The organism is Alkalinema pantanalense CENA528 (genome assembly GCF_050753345.1).
Lineage (GTDB): Bacteria > Cyanobacteriota > Cyanobacteriia > Leptolyngbyales > Leptolyngbyaceae > Alkalinema > Alkalinema pantanalense.
Window position 1 is genome coordinate 1 of sequence record NZ_JBLZFX010000008.1, and the last position, 15,463, is coordinate 15,463.

The 15,463-nt window shown below is 52.1% G+C and carries 18 protein-coding genes; 8 read left to right on the forward strand and 10 right to left on the reverse strand.

Features of this window, described 5'->3' with window-relative positions; all coding sequences use genetic code 11:
• The first annotated feature begins 398 nt into the window (after positions 1 to 398).
• Positions 399 to 2,033, forward strand: a complete 1,635-nt coding sequence (locus ACN4EG_RS04315; protein WP_431627973.1) for a hypothetical protein — start codon at positions 399 to 401, stop codon at positions 2,031 to 2,033.
• Positions 2,034 to 2,046: 13 nt separating this feature from the next.
• Here the strand turns inward: ACN4EG_RS04315 and ACN4EG_RS04320 are convergent, their stop codons facing one another.
• The 4 genes from ACN4EG_RS04320 to ACN4EG_RS04335 form a co-directional block, all read right to left on the reverse strand.
• Positions 2,047 to 3,957: a CHASE2 domain-containing protein gene (locus tag ACN4EG_RS04320; RefSeq protein WP_431627974.1), complete on the reverse strand. Its 1,911-nt coding sequence runs from the start codon at positions 3,955 to 3,957 to the stop codon at positions 2,047 to 2,049.
• Positions 3,958 to 3,997: 40 nt separating this feature from the next.
• Positions 3,998 to 4,888: a FecR family protein gene (locus ACN4EG_RS04325; protein WP_431627975.1), complete on the reverse strand. Its 891-nt coding sequence runs from the start codon at positions 4,886 to 4,888 to the stop codon at positions 3,998 to 4,000.
• A gap of 143 nt (positions 4,889 to 5,031) precedes the next feature.
• A complete protein-coding gene (locus ACN4EG_RS04330; protein WP_431627976.1) occupies positions 5,032 to 5,382 on the reverse strand; it encodes a HepT-like ribonuclease domain-containing protein in 351 nt (116 codons plus the stop codon).
• On the reverse strand, positions 5,372 to 5,662 hold the full coding sequence (locus ACN4EG_RS04335; RefSeq protein ID WP_431627977.1) for a nucleotidyltransferase family protein: 291 nt from the start codon (positions 5,660 to 5,662) through the stop codon (positions 5,372 to 5,374). The genes ACN4EG_RS04330 and ACN4EG_RS04335 overlap by 11 nt, the downstream gene beginning before the upstream one ends.
• Before the next feature lie 136 nt (positions 5,663 to 5,798).
• On the opposite strand from ACN4EG_RS04335, the gene ACN4EG_RS04340 reads away from it, so the two are divergent.
• Positions 5,799 to 7,028 carry a glutathione S-transferase family protein gene (locus ACN4EG_RS04340; protein ID WP_431627978.1) on the forward strand — a complete coding sequence of 410 codons (1,230 nt, stop codon included), beginning with the start codon at positions 5,799 to 5,801 and terminating at the stop codon, positions 7,026 to 7,028.
• A gap of 49 nt (positions 7,029 to 7,077) precedes the next feature.
• Here the strand turns inward: ACN4EG_RS04340 and ACN4EG_RS04345 are convergent, their stop codons facing one another.
• Positions 7,078 to 8,415: a toll/interleukin-1 receptor domain-containing protein gene (locus ACN4EG_RS04345; RefSeq protein ID WP_431627979.1), complete on the reverse strand. Its 1,338-nt coding sequence runs from the start codon at positions 8,413 to 8,415 to the stop codon at positions 7,078 to 7,080.
• On the opposite strand from ACN4EG_RS04345, the gene ACN4EG_RS04350 reads away from it, so the two are divergent.
• The 3 genes from ACN4EG_RS04350 (at position 8,299) to ACN4EG_RS04360 (ending at position 9,427) form a co-directional block, all read left to right on the forward strand.
• Complete coding sequence (locus tag ACN4EG_RS04350) at positions 8,299 to 8,544, forward strand: hypothetical protein (RefSeq protein WP_431628078.1); 246 nt, start codon at positions 8,299 to 8,301, stop codon at positions 8,542 to 8,544. The genes ACN4EG_RS04345 and ACN4EG_RS04350 overlap by 117 nt on opposite strands.
• An 81-nt stretch (positions 8,545 to 8,625) precedes the next feature.
• Positions 8,626 to 9,189 (forward strand): Uma2 family endonuclease, encoded by a 564-nt coding sequence (locus ACN4EG_RS04355; RefSeq protein WP_431627980.1) that lies wholly within the window; start codon positions 8,626 to 8,628, stop codon positions 9,187 to 9,189.
• 106 nt (positions 9,190 to 9,295) lie between these two features.
• Positions 9,296 to 9,427: a hypothetical protein gene (locus ACN4EG_RS04360; protein WP_431627981.1), complete on the forward strand. Its 132-nt coding sequence runs from the start codon at positions 9,296 to 9,298 to the stop codon at positions 9,425 to 9,427.
• Between the two features lie 61 nt (positions 9,428 to 9,488).
• On the opposite strand, the gene ACN4EG_RS04365 is transcribed toward ACN4EG_RS04360, so the two are convergent.
• Both ACN4EG_RS04365 and mazE read right to left on the reverse strand, forming a co-directional pair.
• Positions 9,489 to 9,863, reverse strand: a complete 375-nt coding sequence (locus tag ACN4EG_RS04365) for a type II toxin-antitoxin system PemK/MazF family toxin (RefSeq protein ID WP_431627983.1) — start codon at positions 9,861 to 9,863, stop codon at positions 9,489 to 9,491.
• The gene (gene mazE / locus ACN4EG_RS04370) at positions 9,856 to 10,080 is read right to left on the reverse strand and encodes a type II toxin-antitoxin system MazE family antitoxin (protein ID WP_431627984.1); all 225 of its coding nucleotides are present in this window, start codon (positions 10,078 to 10,080) and stop codon (positions 9,856 to 9,858) included. Before mazE ends, ACN4EG_RS04365 begins: the two co-directional genes overlap by 8 nt.
• Before the next feature lie 279 nt (positions 10,081 to 10,359).
• On the opposite strand from mazE, the gene ACN4EG_RS04375 reads away from it, so the two are divergent.
• Positions 10,360 to 10,509, forward strand: coding sequence for a hypothetical protein (locus tag ACN4EG_RS04375; RefSeq protein ID WP_431627985.1), 150 nt, complete (start codon positions 10,360 to 10,362; stop codon positions 10,507 to 10,509).
• Between the two features lie 9 nt (positions 10,510 to 10,518).
• Positions 10,519 to 10,899, forward strand: coding sequence for a hypothetical protein (locus ACN4EG_RS04380; RefSeq protein ID WP_431627986.1), 381 nt, complete (start codon positions 10,519 to 10,521; stop codon positions 10,897 to 10,899).
• Between the two features lie 64 nt (positions 10,900 to 10,963).
• On the opposite strand, the gene ACN4EG_RS04385 is transcribed toward ACN4EG_RS04380, so the two are convergent.
• The gene (locus ACN4EG_RS04385; RefSeq protein ID WP_431627987.1) at positions 10,964 to 12,253 is read right to left on the reverse strand and encodes an NAD(P)/FAD-dependent oxidoreductase; all 1,290 of its coding nucleotides are present in this window, start codon (positions 12,251 to 12,253) and stop codon (positions 10,964 to 10,966) included.
• Between the two features lie 494 nt (positions 12,254 to 12,747).
• Here ACN4EG_RS04385 and hetL point away from each other — a divergent pair, with 494 nt between their 5' ends.
• Positions 12,748 to 13,461 (forward strand): heterocyst differentiation pentapeptide repeat protein HetL, encoded by a 714-nt coding sequence (hetL, locus tag ACN4EG_RS04390; protein ID WP_431627988.1) that lies wholly within the window; start codon positions 12,748 to 12,750, stop codon positions 13,459 to 13,461.
• Here the strand turns inward: hetL and ACN4EG_RS04395 are convergent.
• Both ACN4EG_RS04395 and ACN4EG_RS04400 read right to left on the reverse strand, forming a co-directional pair.
• The gene (locus ACN4EG_RS04395) at positions 13,458 to 15,131 is read right to left on the reverse strand and encodes a hypothetical protein (protein ID WP_431627989.1); all 1,674 of its coding nucleotides are present in this window, start codon (positions 15,129 to 15,131) and stop codon (positions 13,458 to 13,460) included. The two genes, hetL and ACN4EG_RS04395, sit on opposite strands and share 4 nt — an antisense overlap.
• Entirely contained in the window at positions 15,076 to 15,336 is a 261-nt protein-coding gene (locus tag ACN4EG_RS04400) for a hypothetical protein (RefSeq protein WP_431627991.1), read from the reverse strand. Before ACN4EG_RS04400 ends, ACN4EG_RS04395 begins: the two co-directional genes overlap by 56 nt.
• Positions 15,337 to 15,463: the final 127 nt, after the last annotated feature.

Sequence of the window (15,463 nt, forward strand, 5' to 3'; positions counted from 1 at the left end):
CGTCGAAAATAACGTCACGAAAAAGGTCACTTGCGGTTTGCGAAAATGCCCACTTTTGCAAGTAGGCTTTGTACAATATTTTCCATATGGCTATCCATCCGGTGCGTTTTGGATTAATTTGCACCCTATCCGATGGATAGCTTCTCTGTCCACTCCTGCCTCGCTAAAATTGTCCGGACTATTGATGTAAAAGACAGAGAAAAATAATTTTAAGCGGTGAGGTTCCTGCTACAAAGCTTGTGACGACGCCTGATTATTCTTGAAGAAATAGGAAGGACTGCGCGATGACTAGAGATTGCTAGAGATCGCGGAAGATTGCTAGGTCGATCGGTCAATCCATGCGCCATTCCCTTGCATAAGCTAGAGAGCATTCTAAGTAGATCTTCGTAATTCCTTCGGTGAACAATTTCACGGGGGAAGCCGTCATCTTTACCCAAACGGAGACCGATGCCGGGGATGGCTCTGCCTATGGGCAGCGCGATCGCTGGAGTTGGTGCTTGGGTTCTTCACTCCCTGCTAGATCTTCTATGAAACCTCTTCAGCTGCTTGCCGTGAGTACTGCCCTCAGTGCTGCGATGGTCACTTACTTTATTCCTAGCGCGATCGCCCGTACGGAAATTTTTGGACAGCCAGGGCGGGATGGCATCTCTGGCCGCAGTGGCCGCAGTGGAGAGGATGGCCGCAGCCAATCCATTCAACTGACCAATGGCCCACAATTGCTTGACCTGTCGGGAACCAATGGCGAAAACGGTGACCATGGCGGCTCTGGAGAAGATGCCCAGTACTGCCGCTCTCCTCGCAACGTTGCCTACAATTTGCAAGGGGCCAGTGGGGGCCATGGCGGGAATGGTGGGAATGGCGGCAACGGTGGGAATGGTGGGAATGTGACCATTTTCTTGAGTGAACTGACGCAACTGCGGAATTTGCAACTGCGCAATTCCGGTGGCACGGGTGGCCTAGGGGGGCGGGGTGGCCCAGCGGGACGGGGCTGTGAACCTTATCAGCCGACCTGGACGATCGAGATTTGCGAATGGGCGTTAATGCGTCGGCCTCGCAAGGATCCCAATGCCAGTTGGCAGGAAGTGGAACGCGAAAAGCAAGATTGCGAAGAATCGGGCCACAAATCCTACGAGCATGACAATGAAACTTACGAATATCGCTGGGAACATCGCGGCGTAGTCGATCACGATCGCTACTATGCTGAAGCGGGGCCAGCGGGAACGCCGGGGCAGGATGGCCGCAGGGGCACGAATGGTAGCTATGGAACAGTGTCTGTGGTGCCGGGGGGGCAGATTCCCCAGGAAAATCTGACGGTGCGAGCTGCGATCGGGCAAATTCAAGGTCAATCGATCGGGCTCCTGAAAAACAATTGGCTGAATAGAACTGATTTAGTGCAATCCCTGGCTCCTGGCTCGGACGTTTCCGGTGATTATCAACTCCTGCAAACCGTGCGGAACCAGTTTCAAGTCGAGTGGAAAACCAATAAGTCCCTCGATCTTCTCGGGAACCCAGAGATTGCGGCCCGCATTGACGCGATCGGGGATTTATCGTTCCAAATTCCAGGTCACTTGGAATACCGCAATACCCGCAACGATAAGGGTTACAAAATTGAAATTGTCAATGGAATTGCGCCGGGAAGACTCAAGCAAATCAAGTTTCGGGGTTTTGACCAATTTAAAGATGCCCGTAACTTTGCGCTAATTGATGAAGGCAAATTAATGCAAGAAATTACGAGTCTGGAGGTAGAAGTCAACGTCAGTGATGACAAGAAAACGATTTTTGATACCTATGTCATCAGCAATAGTAACGGCAAGCTATCCACTGCGAATTCCATAACCGTTTTGGGCGATATTTATAAACTCCAACTCAGCGAGGAATTTGCGCCGTTGCTGCAACCGGGTAAACTGCTCACCTATACGATTACCACCACCCAAACCACCCGATCGGGAGCCACCTATCAAGCGCAAATGCGAGTCAAACAAGTGGTCGATCAAGTGACCTTTCCCACGGTGGAATATTTGCCCAGCCCATAGAATGCGCAGAACCTTAGGCGGCGGGTTGGGTGCTGTCTGCCGTACCTATCATGGCCCGATCGGCTTTCTGAATTGCATAGACTGCCGTCTTCTGTTGACGACCCCGCAGTTTGAGGTTTTCTACTGCATATCCCGGAACTTTGTGACCCACTTGAATAAAGGTGTCCTCACTGATCAAAATATCGTAACAGTTCTGTTGATGGAGTTGTTTATTGAGCGCTTCCAGCCGAGCGGCCACATTGACTGCATCGCCTAGGATAGAATAATTCACCCGTTTGGCTCCGCCAATGCTGCCAGCGACGACTAAGCCGGTGTGGATGCCAATGCCAGCCCGGATGGTGGGTTTACCGGCCTTGTGCAGTTGTTGATTGATTGAGGTGAGACGTTCCTGCATGGAGATCGCAGCGGAAACGGCATTGAGCGCATCCTGTTGAATCGCTTCTGCATCAGAGCTGGGAAAGGGAATGCCAAACACAGCCATAATGGCATCACCAATGTATTTATCAACAACCCCATGGTGGGCATGGATACAATCCGTCATCACATCGAGATATTGGTTAAGCCAGTCTAGTAAATCACAGGGAGACATGGTTTCGGAAATCGAGGTGAAACTTCGAATATCCGTAAACAAAACCGTCACAACCATTTCCTGGGCTGTTAACTGTCCCTGTTGAAAGATTTCGCTGCGATGGTTCCAGATCAGCTTGGCGGTTTCCGGGGCGACGTGACGGGCAAAAAGGCGCATCACCAGTTGCTTTTCCCGTTGCTCTAGCAATTGCAAGCCAGTGCCCGCGATTAAAAAGGTGCCGATCGGGGCGAACGTGGGTAACCAGAGATTGAAGCCCATCAACGCACCCACCGCCAGGGCAATCCAACCGCAGGGCAAGGCTAAGGCAACGATCGTCCGCTGGCGAAATCCGAGGGGAAAGAGTACTAGGTTGGAAATGATGCCAATGCTCACCAAGATTAATAAATGAATCCAGTCCGGCGATCGCTGGAGCAAGCGCTGGTTCAACAAATTATCAATCACTGCCGCGTGCATATAGACGCCGGAGGTGGGCAAATGCTGCTCTAGGGAAGTTTGTAGCGGATCGTTGCCCGTTGCCGTGACGCCCACGAGCACAATTTTGTTAGCAAAGGCTTGGGGATCGACTTTGCCTTGAAGAATGCTAGCGAGGGAGTAGGTGGGTACGCCTTGAGGGCCTTGGGTCAATCCCGGCCAATTAATCCAAGCGGTTTGTTCCAAGTGCTTAGCCTTGGGGGGCGGCAAAGCGACTGGCTTGGCCAGCGGTGGTTGATCAGGGGCTTGGACAATTTGGCTGAGGCTTTGATTGTAGGCTTGTAGCATTGCCACACTCAGGGACGGAAACCCTCGAATGTAGAGGTCAATTTGGCGATAGACCCCATCGGGATCGGGACGGCTGTGGATGTGGCCTTGGCCCGTGACTTGGCTTAACTGGGGTACCAAGTTAATGACTTTCTTATCCCGATTGGCCGCGATCGCAATCACCGCTTTGCCGTTAATTTCCAGGGCTTGGGCAAACTTGGCATCCTCTGGGGTGGGTTCTGCAAACAGCAGGTCAAAGCCAACGGTGGCGGGTTGGGAGGCTTCTAGGGTTTGTAGGAGATCGGCGTAGAGATGGCGCGGCAGGGGAAATTGGCGGTAATGCTCCAATGTGGCATCGTCGATCGCGATGACGACCAGACGATCGTCCCAGCCAGGATGGGGCAATTGTTCACGAATTTGGAACAGCAAGTTATAGCCTAACCGTTCCAGCGGTTGCCATGCCCCGGCTTGCCACAGCCCACAGCCCAGCAAGACTGCCACCGCAGCGGGGGTGATCCGGCGACTATTCAAACAATTTTCCCAATATCTGGCAAGGCGAGTTTTGCACCGCTGCCACCTAGCTTGAACGGTCACCATGGTGATTGCATCCTAGAAATTGATTGACCGCTGGATTGATTTATCGCAGCCAAATGGTGTGGATTTTTTCGTTGCCGAGGGGAGTTCGGACGACGATCGTGGCCCAATTCCGTTGCTGGGTGGAGGACTCTAGGTGAAAGCTGCCATCCCGCGCAACTTCCAGTTCCTGATTTTCATAGATGACTGTATTGATCGGATCAACATGCCCCCCCACCCGCACGAGGCCCGATCGATAGGCATCAGCGGTTTTAAGCTTAAGGGAGAGATCTTCTACTGTGGGGCGGGCGGGGGTGGGCGGTTCACCGGGATAAATCAGGGAGGAGTAGCCTGCACCCACCAGGATGCTTTGCCCTTGGGCTTCGGCAGAGACGGTTCCTTCGTTGGTGAGGATGGCGGTGCGACCTTGGGGACTGACGGCCACACCAAATTCCGTTCCGCGCACGCCTGCAATGCCGGAGGGGGTTTTGACTTCCAAGCGAGACCCTTTGTTGGTGAAGGGACGCACTTGCAGAGCGACTTGGCCCCGGTAGACCGTCAGAAGCGTTACGCGGCCCCCGTCGGCGGCAATGGTGAGGTTACGAACGGTGAAGTCGGTCTTTTCGGCGACTTTGACAATGCCGATGTTGGAGTCGATGCCGACTACTGCGCTCGATCGTGGTCCGGTGGTGAGTCCTTGGCCTGCGCTGAGGCGATCGCCCGATTGGGCGGGGCGGGGGCGCGAGCCTTTGTAGGTGACTTTCCCTTGGGTTTGTCTGACTTCTAGGCTGCGTTGGCCTTTGGGAAGTGTGACGTCGTTGGCCTGGACAGCGCTAGTTCCCAGGAGTAAGCCGATGCTAGTTGTCAATAATAATCGGGTTAATCTTTGTAGCGTTACGGTTGAGTGCGGTGCAGTGAGAAAAAGATTGAGAGAAGATACCGGGAAGTCAGCCATAGCAAGTTCTGTTTGAGTAGGAAATATGTCAATCCATGTGTAAATATATCGAGTCGGTTGCGTATAGAAAAGCACTAGGATCCTCTTCTCTTTAGCATCCGTATTTTCCGGATAATTTGGGTTTCAGGCATTCAATCTAATAATCAGGAATCCCAAAATTCACTGACGAGTAACGGCTGAATTTGCTCCTGTAGAGGCTGTATTTTGGTTTGCACTATATCCCAGAGCACTTCATCTTCAACCTGAAAATAGGCATGGGCAAGGATGTCGCGGAGTCCTGCAATCTTGCGCCATTCAATGGCAGGGGCCCGATCGCGGATATCCTGCGGAATTTGTTTGACGGATTCGCCAATGATTTGCAAATTGCGGGCGACGGCATCGATCGTTTTCTCATCGGCCACAAATTGCTCGAAGGTTAGCCCTTGGGTATAGCGTTGGATTTTGGTACAGGCGTGCAGGATGTCCTCTAAATACAGCCGAAGATTACGCGACATGGATGGCTTCCCGCTCGACGGTCTGGCGAATTTGGGGTTTGAGGGATTTCCAGCTAACCAGATCAACCTGTGTACCCAGTTGGTCTTCTAGGTACAACTTGACATCCATGTAGCGATCGAAGGTGAGCGGAGCGTCCCAATCCACCAGAATATCGACGTCACTGTCTGCATGGGCATGATCGCGGGCGACGGAACCGAAGATCGATAACGAGCGTACACCTAGCCCTCTAAGTGCTTCTCGATGCTGTCTTAAAATGGCTAGGACGGTCTCGCGTTGCATACGGATTGCTTAATGGTTGCCTAAATTGTAGGTTTTCTAGTTTGCGTCCTGTGATGGATTTAGGTTTCTTATAGCTCTATTGTAAGTCCAAGTCTCATGGGATCACGGTTTCGGGTAGCATGGAGGCGCTAGTTTCGTGACAGGTTGCAGATTTCCCATGACGATCGCGCCCCTTTCTTGGTCTGAACTGGAAGCTTTGACGGATTTTCAACTGGATTATGTCAATGGCCCGACGAATGCCCAGTCGCGGTTGCGGTTGTTTGGGCAGCCGGAGTCGGCGGTGCGGGTGACGTTGTATCGCGATCACCATGCTTGGTGTCCCTATTGCCAAAAGGTGTGGTTGTGGTTGGAGGAGCAGCAGATTCCCTACCGCATTGAGAAGGTGACGATGTTTTGCTATGGGGAGAAGGAGCGCTGGTATAAGCAGAAGGTGCCTTCGGGAATGCTTCCGGCGATCGACTTAGATGGGCGGCTGATTACGGAAAGTGATGATATTTTGTGGGCGCTGGAACGGGCCTATGGGCCGCTGGGTCTGGGCATGGAAGATCCGCAGGTGTTGCCGTTGCGGCGGTTGGAGCGCTTGTTGTTTCGGGCTTGGTGTAGCTGGTTGTGCTATCCGGCCCGATCGCGGCAGGAGGACGATCGCAGTCGATCGCAGTTTGTGGAAGTGGTGCAAGAGGTGGAGGCGGCATTGGCGAGGACACCGGGGCCCTATTTTCTGGCGGAGTTTGGCACGGCGGATGTGATTTTTACGCCCTATGTGGAGCGGATGAATGCCAGTTTGTTCTATTACAAGGGGTATTCGTTGCGGGAGGAGAATCCTCGGTTGTCGGCCTGGTTTGACGCGATGGAGACGCGATCGACCTATCGGGGGACGCAGAGTGATTTCCATACCCATGCCCATGATTTGCCGCCGCAGATGGGGGGCTGTTATGGCAATGGGTCAGCGGAGATGCAGGCGGCGCAGCAGCAGGTGGACGGTGGGCCTTGGTTGGGGTTGCCGGATGTGACCTATCCAGAGCCGGAGGATTCCCGATCGGAGGCGTTGTTTCGGGTGTTGAAGCATCGATCTAAGATTATTCGGGTGAATCCGGCGGAGGATGGTGCGTTTGAGGTGGCGTTGCGCTGTGCGTTGACGTACATGATGACGGGGGAACGTTGCGTGCCGCCGGAGGGAATGGATTCGGCGTTGCGGTATTTGCGCGATCGCATTAGTGTGCCTCGGGATATGTCGATCTATGCGGCGAAGCGATTACGGGAAGCGCTGGAGACAACGGCGGCATTAGTGGGCGATCGACCAGGGGTGCCGATTCCAGTGAAACACCGTCGCGATCAGGATCCGGCTAATTTTGTCAATGCTAGTTGATAGGCATTGATGATTGTTGGGGGTGATTCCTGGTCATTATCCCTGGACATTATTCCTGGCTGGTGGGTTGGATGGCTCGTAGAATTAGCCAACTGGAGAGGGTAAGCCAGAGGAAGGCGAGGATGTAGGCGATCGTCATCATTTGCCTAATCTTGTCGGTGAGGTGAGTCCAGTAGGTGGAGTCGTAGGTGAGGCAGAGGGCACCGACGACTTCCCCGGACTGGGTTTTGATGGGGCCGTAGATGGAAACCCAGGTGCCGAATTCGTTTTTGTAGGGGGTGAGGTTGACGACGACGTCGGTTAAGCCTTTTTCCATTTCGCTGAGGTTGCCGTCGATCAGACTGTGGTAGGGGGAGGCTTGGGTGGGGTTGGTGATGCGGTTGAGGTCGCCGACTAGGATGAGCTTACGATCGGGGTTGCGGGTGTAGGTTGCGGGAAAGGCTTTGGGGGTGATTTGGTGGACGGTTTGTAACCAGTCTTGGTGCGCTTGGTAGAGGGGGTTGGTGCTGGGTTCGGTTTGGCCGGGGGCGAGGCTGAGTCGGCTGAGTTGGGCAAATTCGTCGCCGTCGATGCCATCTAAGGCTCCGTCGAGGGTTTCTTCCATGGTTTGCTCGACCTGTTGTTCGGCGATCGTGCTGATGCGCCAGTAGAGGACGGTGAGTCCGGCGGCGGCGAAGAGGAGGTTAGCGATGATGGTGGTGAGGACGACGATCCATTTGGCTTTTTGGCGGGCGTTGAGGCTGGCGGTACGGGCGTTGAGGCTGGCGGTGATGTAGGCGCTGTGGTTGGCGGTGGGGCGGGGGTGTTTGCTGATGCCTTGGCTGAGCCAGGTTTGGGCGGCAGTGAGGTCGCTGCCGCGCAGGAGGTAGCTACAGTCTTGTCTGTGATGTTGCCATTCGATCGAACGCACGAGGAGGCGGGTGTGGGCACGAACGTAGTCAAGGTCGGTGTCGAGGGCGGTGATCAGGTCTTGGAAGGCTTGGGCAAAGTTGTCGGTTTCGCGGGCGAAGATCCAGTTGTGTTGGGAGATGCAGCGGTGGACGGTGGCCATGTCGAAGCCTTCGCGCCAGAGGAGGGGGAGGAAGCGTTTGTTGTGTTTGGCGGCGTGGTCGATTTCGTCGCGGCAGACGCTGGAGAGGATGGAGTCGGGGCTGATGATGAAGATGAAGCTGTCGGCGGCTTCGATGCCGCGTTGGATGGATTTCCACCAGTCTTCGCCTTTGTTGATGTCGTCCCAGTCGATCCAGGGGTCGCGGCCTAGGGCTTGGAATTGGGCGACGAGTTTTTCGACGAAGGCTTTGTCGCGGCGGGAGTAGGAGATGAAAACGTCGTTTTTGCTGACCCAGTGGGTGGGTTGGATGGGGTCTGGGGTGATGGTCTGGCCCATGGCGCGATCGCGGATCAAGTTCAGGAATTTCCGCAGTATAGCAAGGGAAAATTGGGGGGTTGGAAATCTTTGATAAATCTACAGGGCGGGGTGTTTCAAGGGCCAGTGCGATCGGATCAGTCGGGTTAGAATGGGGTATGGTGCGATTGATGAATGAGCCATGCCCTTTTTGCTCTGCTGGATTGGTTTTGGGCGAAGGAGAGGTTGCGGATGGTACAGGTTCCAGATAAAACAATCACGCTAGAGGCGTTTCTGAAGTTGCCAGAGACCAAACCAGCGAGTGAGTATATTGATGGGCGAATTGTTCAAAAACCGATGCCACAGGGAAAGCACAGCAAACTACAGGGAAAGCTGGTAACAGCAATTAATCAGCTTGCTGAAGATCGGAAGATTGCTTTGGCTTTTCCAGAATTGCGTTGTACTTTTGGTGGGAGATCGATCGTTCCTGATGTTGCTGTGTTTGCTTGGGATCGAATTCCAGTGGATGATAATGGCGACATTGCTAATGTCTTTCCGCTATGTCCAGATTGGTCGATCGAAATCCTGTCTCCTGATCAAAGCCCGACCAAAGTAACGGGTAATATTTTGCATTGTCTAAAGCACGGGTGTCAGGTGGGATGGCTGATTGATCCAGCAGAAAAGTCTATTCTCATCTACCCATCGGGACAACAACCTGAGTTTTTACAAGAAGCACAAGATGTTTTACCGGTTCCCCGTTTAGTGGCTGACTTGCAGCTCACGATCGCTGATGTGTTGGGTTGGCTGAAGCTGTAATCTTTCGTTTTTAAGCAATCAAATAAATCAAGTTCAGAAATTTCCGCAGCATCGCAAGGGAAATTGGGGGGATGGAACGAATTTATCGCGGGAGGAAATTGATACTATGCTAGGCACTAGATTGGAAGAAACGCGGGTCTTTCGGGAAGCGCAAGAAGAGAAAGCGAAGACGATCGCTCTTAATTTTCTAAAGCTAGGAATGCTCTCGATCGGCTGGTGCGTCACCGGACGGCGATAATACTTGCAGCATAACTGATAGTGTATATTTCCGTTGCGTGTGTATGCGCTTGTTAGGCGAGCTACGAAGACTTAAACGCTAAACTGAAACCAAGCTCAATACATACTGCTTTCTCGATTTCTTCCCAATAAACTTCTTCTAAAACACCCTGTTTATTCTTAATCCTCTGAGCATCTACAGCCCTCAATTGACTTAAGTTGATGTGCCGATCTCCATCGAGTCCATTCTGCGTAGTGGGTTTAATATTCACAACGAACGGGTAAGTCCTTGTTCCAGGCAACAATGGAGCAACGATTGTTGTAGCCCCATTTTGGTTGCCAATATCATTTTGCAGAATTAGGCAAGGGCGTTCTTTATCGGTTTCATGACCAATAACGGGTTTTAAATCGACCCACCATAGCTCTCCTCGCTTGTAGGTTAAGTTTCCGTTAGGCATTTAAACCATCGCCTACTGTAATATCCCAGACAGAGATTTCTTCCTGGAATTCTGGGTCATTAGCCTGAGCTTTATAAGCATCTGCTAGCTCTTGCATGAAAATCCTTTTCTTCTCTTGCCAGAGAACATTATTTATAAAGCTGCTACGATTGCTTGCCAGCCGATCTACAAACTCTAGAACTTCGTCATCCAAGGTGATACTAACTTTCTTACTCATGGCTGTAAGCCGACTGCGACACCTAATGTAGGATTACACTGTCATACTAGCTAATCCTACATTAGGTGTCAACGATACTGCATTTAAACCAACCGGTGAGTAGCCTGAGATGCCTAACGAAGCGATCGCTCAAGCGACAGGGTTGTTGATTTCCGAGGTGGAAGGCTTTGCCAACGAACAAGTCCAAGCGCTTCAAGGGCAGGTAGAACAAAATTAAGGTGTGGCTGACAAGGTCGTTTTTGCTAACCCGGTGGGGAGGCACGGAAGTTTGGGGGGTGTTTGGGGTTGCCGTTGCCGATCGAGGATTGTGGAATGGGTGAGCGGGGCTATCGGGTAACGGTGGAGGGACGATCGGGGCAACGGCAGGTGTATCGGGTGGGGGAACAGTTTTGGATTCGGACGGAGGCGATCGGGGGATTGCCGGTGTGAACGGATCGGTTGCCGTCTCGGTTAGCGCGGGTGGTGTTGCAGGATGCGGGATCGCGATTGAAGTTGCCAATGGAGCAGTTGCATATTCGGAGCCTGGAGGAGATGACGGAGTGTTTTCGATCGCCGACGGCTGCGCCGAAGGAGCCTTGTTTGACGCAGGTGACGACCGATCGGTTGCGGGTGGTGGTGACGAATTTTCAGGAGGATTGGGTGTATGAGGTGAACCGAGCGGGGAAGGTGTTGTCGGTTCAGCGGTTGATGGGGCGGTTGAACGATCGGTTGGACGATCGGTTGATTGCGGGGAGGATATCCAATCAACTCGTGATTGCAATTGATAAGGATCTCCCTAAATTCCCCCTTAATCAGGGGAACTCGGGTCTGTCGCCTTGATCAATTCATTTGGTCTGGCTTCTCCTGCAAGGTAAATTACAAGAGTTGTGCGGGAGCGATCGGGCTACCAACCCGCTAGCTTTTTCAGGGGTTTAAACACATCCGCCTCAAAACCTTCACCTGTTAACATACGGTTCCAGTAGAGCCAAGGCAGAACATGCACCTTTGCGAGGTACATAATGTATCGCTCTTTGGTGGGATCCAGCGGGAAGGATGGGGCTAGATTGCCGTCGTAGTCGAATTCTGCCATCATGGCCGATTGGTAACCCGTAATCAACGGACAGCAGGTGTAGCCGTTGTACTGGGCGTCGCAGGGTTGGGAATTCATCACAGTCAGCAGGTTATGCACCAAAACGGGAGCTTGTTTGCGGGCGGCGGCGGCGGTTTTGGATGTGGGCAGGGAGGAGGCATCCCCTAGGGAAAAGACGTTGGGGTAGCGGTTGTGCTGCAAGGTGTGTTTGTGGACATCGACCCAGCCCGCTTCGTTGGCAAGGGCACTTTGCTTGATGAAGTCGGGGGGACTCATGGGCGGTGTCACATGGATCATGTCGTAGGGCAGGGTGACTTCCTGAACGCCATCGGCAGAGGTGACATCAAAAACCGCTTCCTTCGTATCGGCTTTAATTTCCTTCAAGTTATGCAGGAATTTTGGCGTAATGCCCCGGCGAGCCACGACTTGATCCAACGTGGCGGAGTAGGGCGCGATCGGAAACATTTTGGGGCCAGCAATGCAGAAGGTGACGTTGGTTTTGCTGCCTAGGCCGCGATTTTTAAAGGCATCATCGGCCATGTACATAATTTTCTGTGGTGCTCCCCCGCATTTAATCGGCGTGGCGGGGTGGGTGAAGATCGCATTGCCGCCTTGGAAATTTTGGATGGTTTCCCAGGTGTAGGGGACAAACTCTTTGGAATAGTTACTCGTGACGCCGCCTTTTCCGAGGGCTTCCTTCAGTCCTTTAATCAAATGCCAATTAATTTGAATCCCAGGACACACCACCAGGTAATCGTAGTGAATCTGTTGGCCGTCGATCGTGGTCAGGGTGTTCTGGGCGGGATCGAAACTCGCCACTGCTGTTTGTAACCACTTTGCACCGGGCGGGATCACCGCTTGCTCATCCCGTACAAAGTCGGACAGGGGCGCAACACCTCCCCCAACCAAAGTCCATCCCGGTTGGTAATCATGTTTGGCGGAAGGTTCAATAATCGCTACATCCAACGATCTCGATTGCTTGAGTAATTGAGCCGCAACGGTAATGCCTGCGGCTCCGCCGCCGACAATTACGATTTGATGGTGTGTACCAGCAGTGCCAGTGGTGGAAGACGGACTTTGCGCAGAGTTCACGGTAGAAGACACAGGAATTGACTCCGGAGCGAAACACAGCAATTCTTAACATACTACCGTCGGGTAATATATTTCATCGATCTTAATGAAGATTCCCACGATCGAAGGGCTGAGTTAATGATTTCTCAAGATTTTTATCCAACTCTCTTAACAAGATTCGCTATATCTCTATATAGTAGAACAGTGAATATTAAGACTAGGTGATCAAGCTAGTCTTGCTCAGCGTGTTTGGGATAGGGGATCCTGATTTTGCGTTGCCAGGGCTTGGGATAGCGCTATCCCAGGATCAACTCGCTATACTTCTGGCTATACTCCTGGTTGCATCGGTGGCGATACGCTGTCTGGTGATACGCTGTACCTGCAATCCTTGAGGTGTACCGATGGTTTGTTGATACTAGTAACACACTCATACTGCTGATACTCGTGACGGGCTGATCACTCGCTGACATTGATTCTGGTATTGTTCGATTAAATTGTTCTATTAATCTGCGTATGGCTTTGTGTGTATGAACGTAACCGATCTGATTACCTGTTATCTCCGTGGGGAAAGAGACTTTTTGCAACTCAATTTGCAAGAAGCCGAGTTAACGAATTTAAACCTCCAAGGTGCAAATTTCAGTCGATCGGACTTGCGGCAGGCGCGGTTGGGTAAAACAGATTTAACCCAAGCTGGGTTCCAGTCAGCGGATTTAAGTGAAGCAATTTTATGGGGCGCAAATTTAACGGGTGCAAATTTACACGGGGCCATTCTGCGGGAAGCGGATCTGAGTGGTGCAACGTTTGTGAATGCTTGTTTGGATGATGCGAATCTCTGCAAGGCAACCTTGAATGGTGCGGTGTTGAGCCATGGGAGCTTAGTCAACGCAGTCCTCTACGATGCAGACTTACAATCCAGCACAGCCCATCCCACGGATTTTCAATCTGCGAATTTACAAGGGGCAAATTTGAGCTATGCCACACTGCATGGCGTGCTCTTTTGTTATGCAGATTTAACGGGGGCTAAGTTTTGCCGTGCTAATATGCATCGTGCCGTTGGACGTGATTTACCTGCCGTCGATTTCACCGGAGCCAATCTGAGCGGAGCGGATTTAAGCTATGCCGATCTGCGTCGCGCTACTTTACGCAATGCCAATTTGCAAAACGCAGATCTAACAGGCACGATTTTAAAGGATGCTGATCTGCAAGGAGCCATCATGCCCGATGGAACCCTTGCATCCTAGGGAGAGTCCATCTTGAGCGATTTGCGTCGCCAGAGACGAAAGGCTGGATTTTCATAGGTCAGTTCAAAGTCTGGATCGATCGGCGTTGTACCTTGGAGAAGGGCATCCTGAGTTAACACGATGAGATCTAACCGAGTTTTCGTGCGATCGAGGTCAGGCGTTTGCAAATAGGTTTGCAGTAAGCGCCGCTGGACACTAATGGGTAACGCAACACTGAGCGAATTTAGCAATCCAGTCTGCGTAATCTGTCGCTGGGTGGCAGGAACATAATCCGATAACGGGGCATAGGTGTAGGCTCGCGAGGCTTGGTACTTGCCATGCCCTAGCCAAAATAAATTAGTCCCTGGTCGATTAATCAGCCCCAAAAAGACCTCGGGCCTGAGGTTGAGCAATTTACAAAACGTGAGTAATCGGGTTTCGATTTCCCGATCGCCCACGGTAGTCAAGGGCGCTTCCGGCAAATAGGAAGCACCCTTTTGAAACGCCACCCACCAGGCATAGACCTGCACATCGAACGTGCCCATCACCTTTGTAGAGCGATAATCGGGCTTAGATAGTTCTGCCACCAAAGCATTCAAGTTTTGGCGATAGTTAGGTAAAGCTTGCCATTCAGGAAAGTCAGCACGGATATGTTGGCTATTTGTAACCAGCGACTGAGCCTCTCGTAATGGGAAGATCAGCGCTACAGCTAAACCCGTGGTAATCCCGATCGACCGCCAGCGTTGGGGAATTTGGGCTGGGGATATTCGTTGCATCAGTTGCTGTAATCCGTAGCTGCCATAAACGACTAACCCCAAGCCCATCACCCGCAGAAAGCGATCGAAGAACTGGTAAATCTGCACCGTTTGCCCTAAAACGATCGTCGAAATGGGTAATGCAAAACAGGCCGCTACGCTCAAAATGGCAATCAAACCCAAGCCTCGTCGGGTTTGGGGCGATCGATCTTCCGTCAACCCAAGAAACCAGCCCCAGAGTAATAAGCCCGCTAATAAACAGTAGGGTAATTCACTGGGTAGAAACAGGGGATGCCAACGATCGACGGGAAACAGGCCCAAACGGATTGCTGCATCAGGATTGGCAAAGCTGCGCTGAATCCAGAAGGGAAGACTGGTGATAATTGCACTAACCAAACTAACGCCAATGCCTTGAAGACAAACTTTCTGTTCGGAAGGGTGTTGCCGGAATTGCCACCATAAACGGGCCATGATTGCAATATTTACGATCGCGAGAATCACAGCGGAATGGACATCCCCTTGGAAGAGTAGGCTAAAACTAATTCCTAAACCAGCCCAAATTTTTAAATTCTTTAACCACTGGCCCTGACGAATAAATAGGACGGCTAAACAGGCTACTTGCATCAGCCAGAACAATTCAGTCACAAAGGGACGAGGAATGCGCCCACCCCACCAGGGAATTAGCACAAGCGAAAATAGTAGGGGAAAGATAATGGCCATAACTCCGATCGCTAAGAGGAACCACTGTTTACGCCGGGTTCCCAAGGCTGTGAATCGTGTCGTGACATACCCTAGAATGCATCCCAGCCCCATTAGTAATACGACGAGCAATCGATTGAGGGCTGCTATGGGAATTTGACTGAGAGCGTTGAATATTAAATTAGAAATCTCGGTGAATAATCCACCAATCACCCCCGTAGTCAGCAATCCCGCCACCCCGATTGCCCCACCTGCGTCCCAGTCCAAAGCCCTGAAGAACCAGCAGCATCAGGCTGTAGTAGGCGATCGTAATGAGTCCATCTGCGACCCAAAAACTATGGATGCCCAACAGGCGATCGAGGAGCCCATGGAAACTGACGGATATCCAAGGAAAAGCCCCCAAGCCAGTCCCTAATTTTTCCCACAGCGCAAACTCCCCCATTGTCCTTGCCCCACAGCATGGATGAGCGGGTAGTATTCAATATCACCCACGCGGTACAGAGCACTCACTGTCAGGGGTTCGTCGGGATGCTGCACCCTGTTGAGTAGCCAATAGCTCCAGCCCTTCC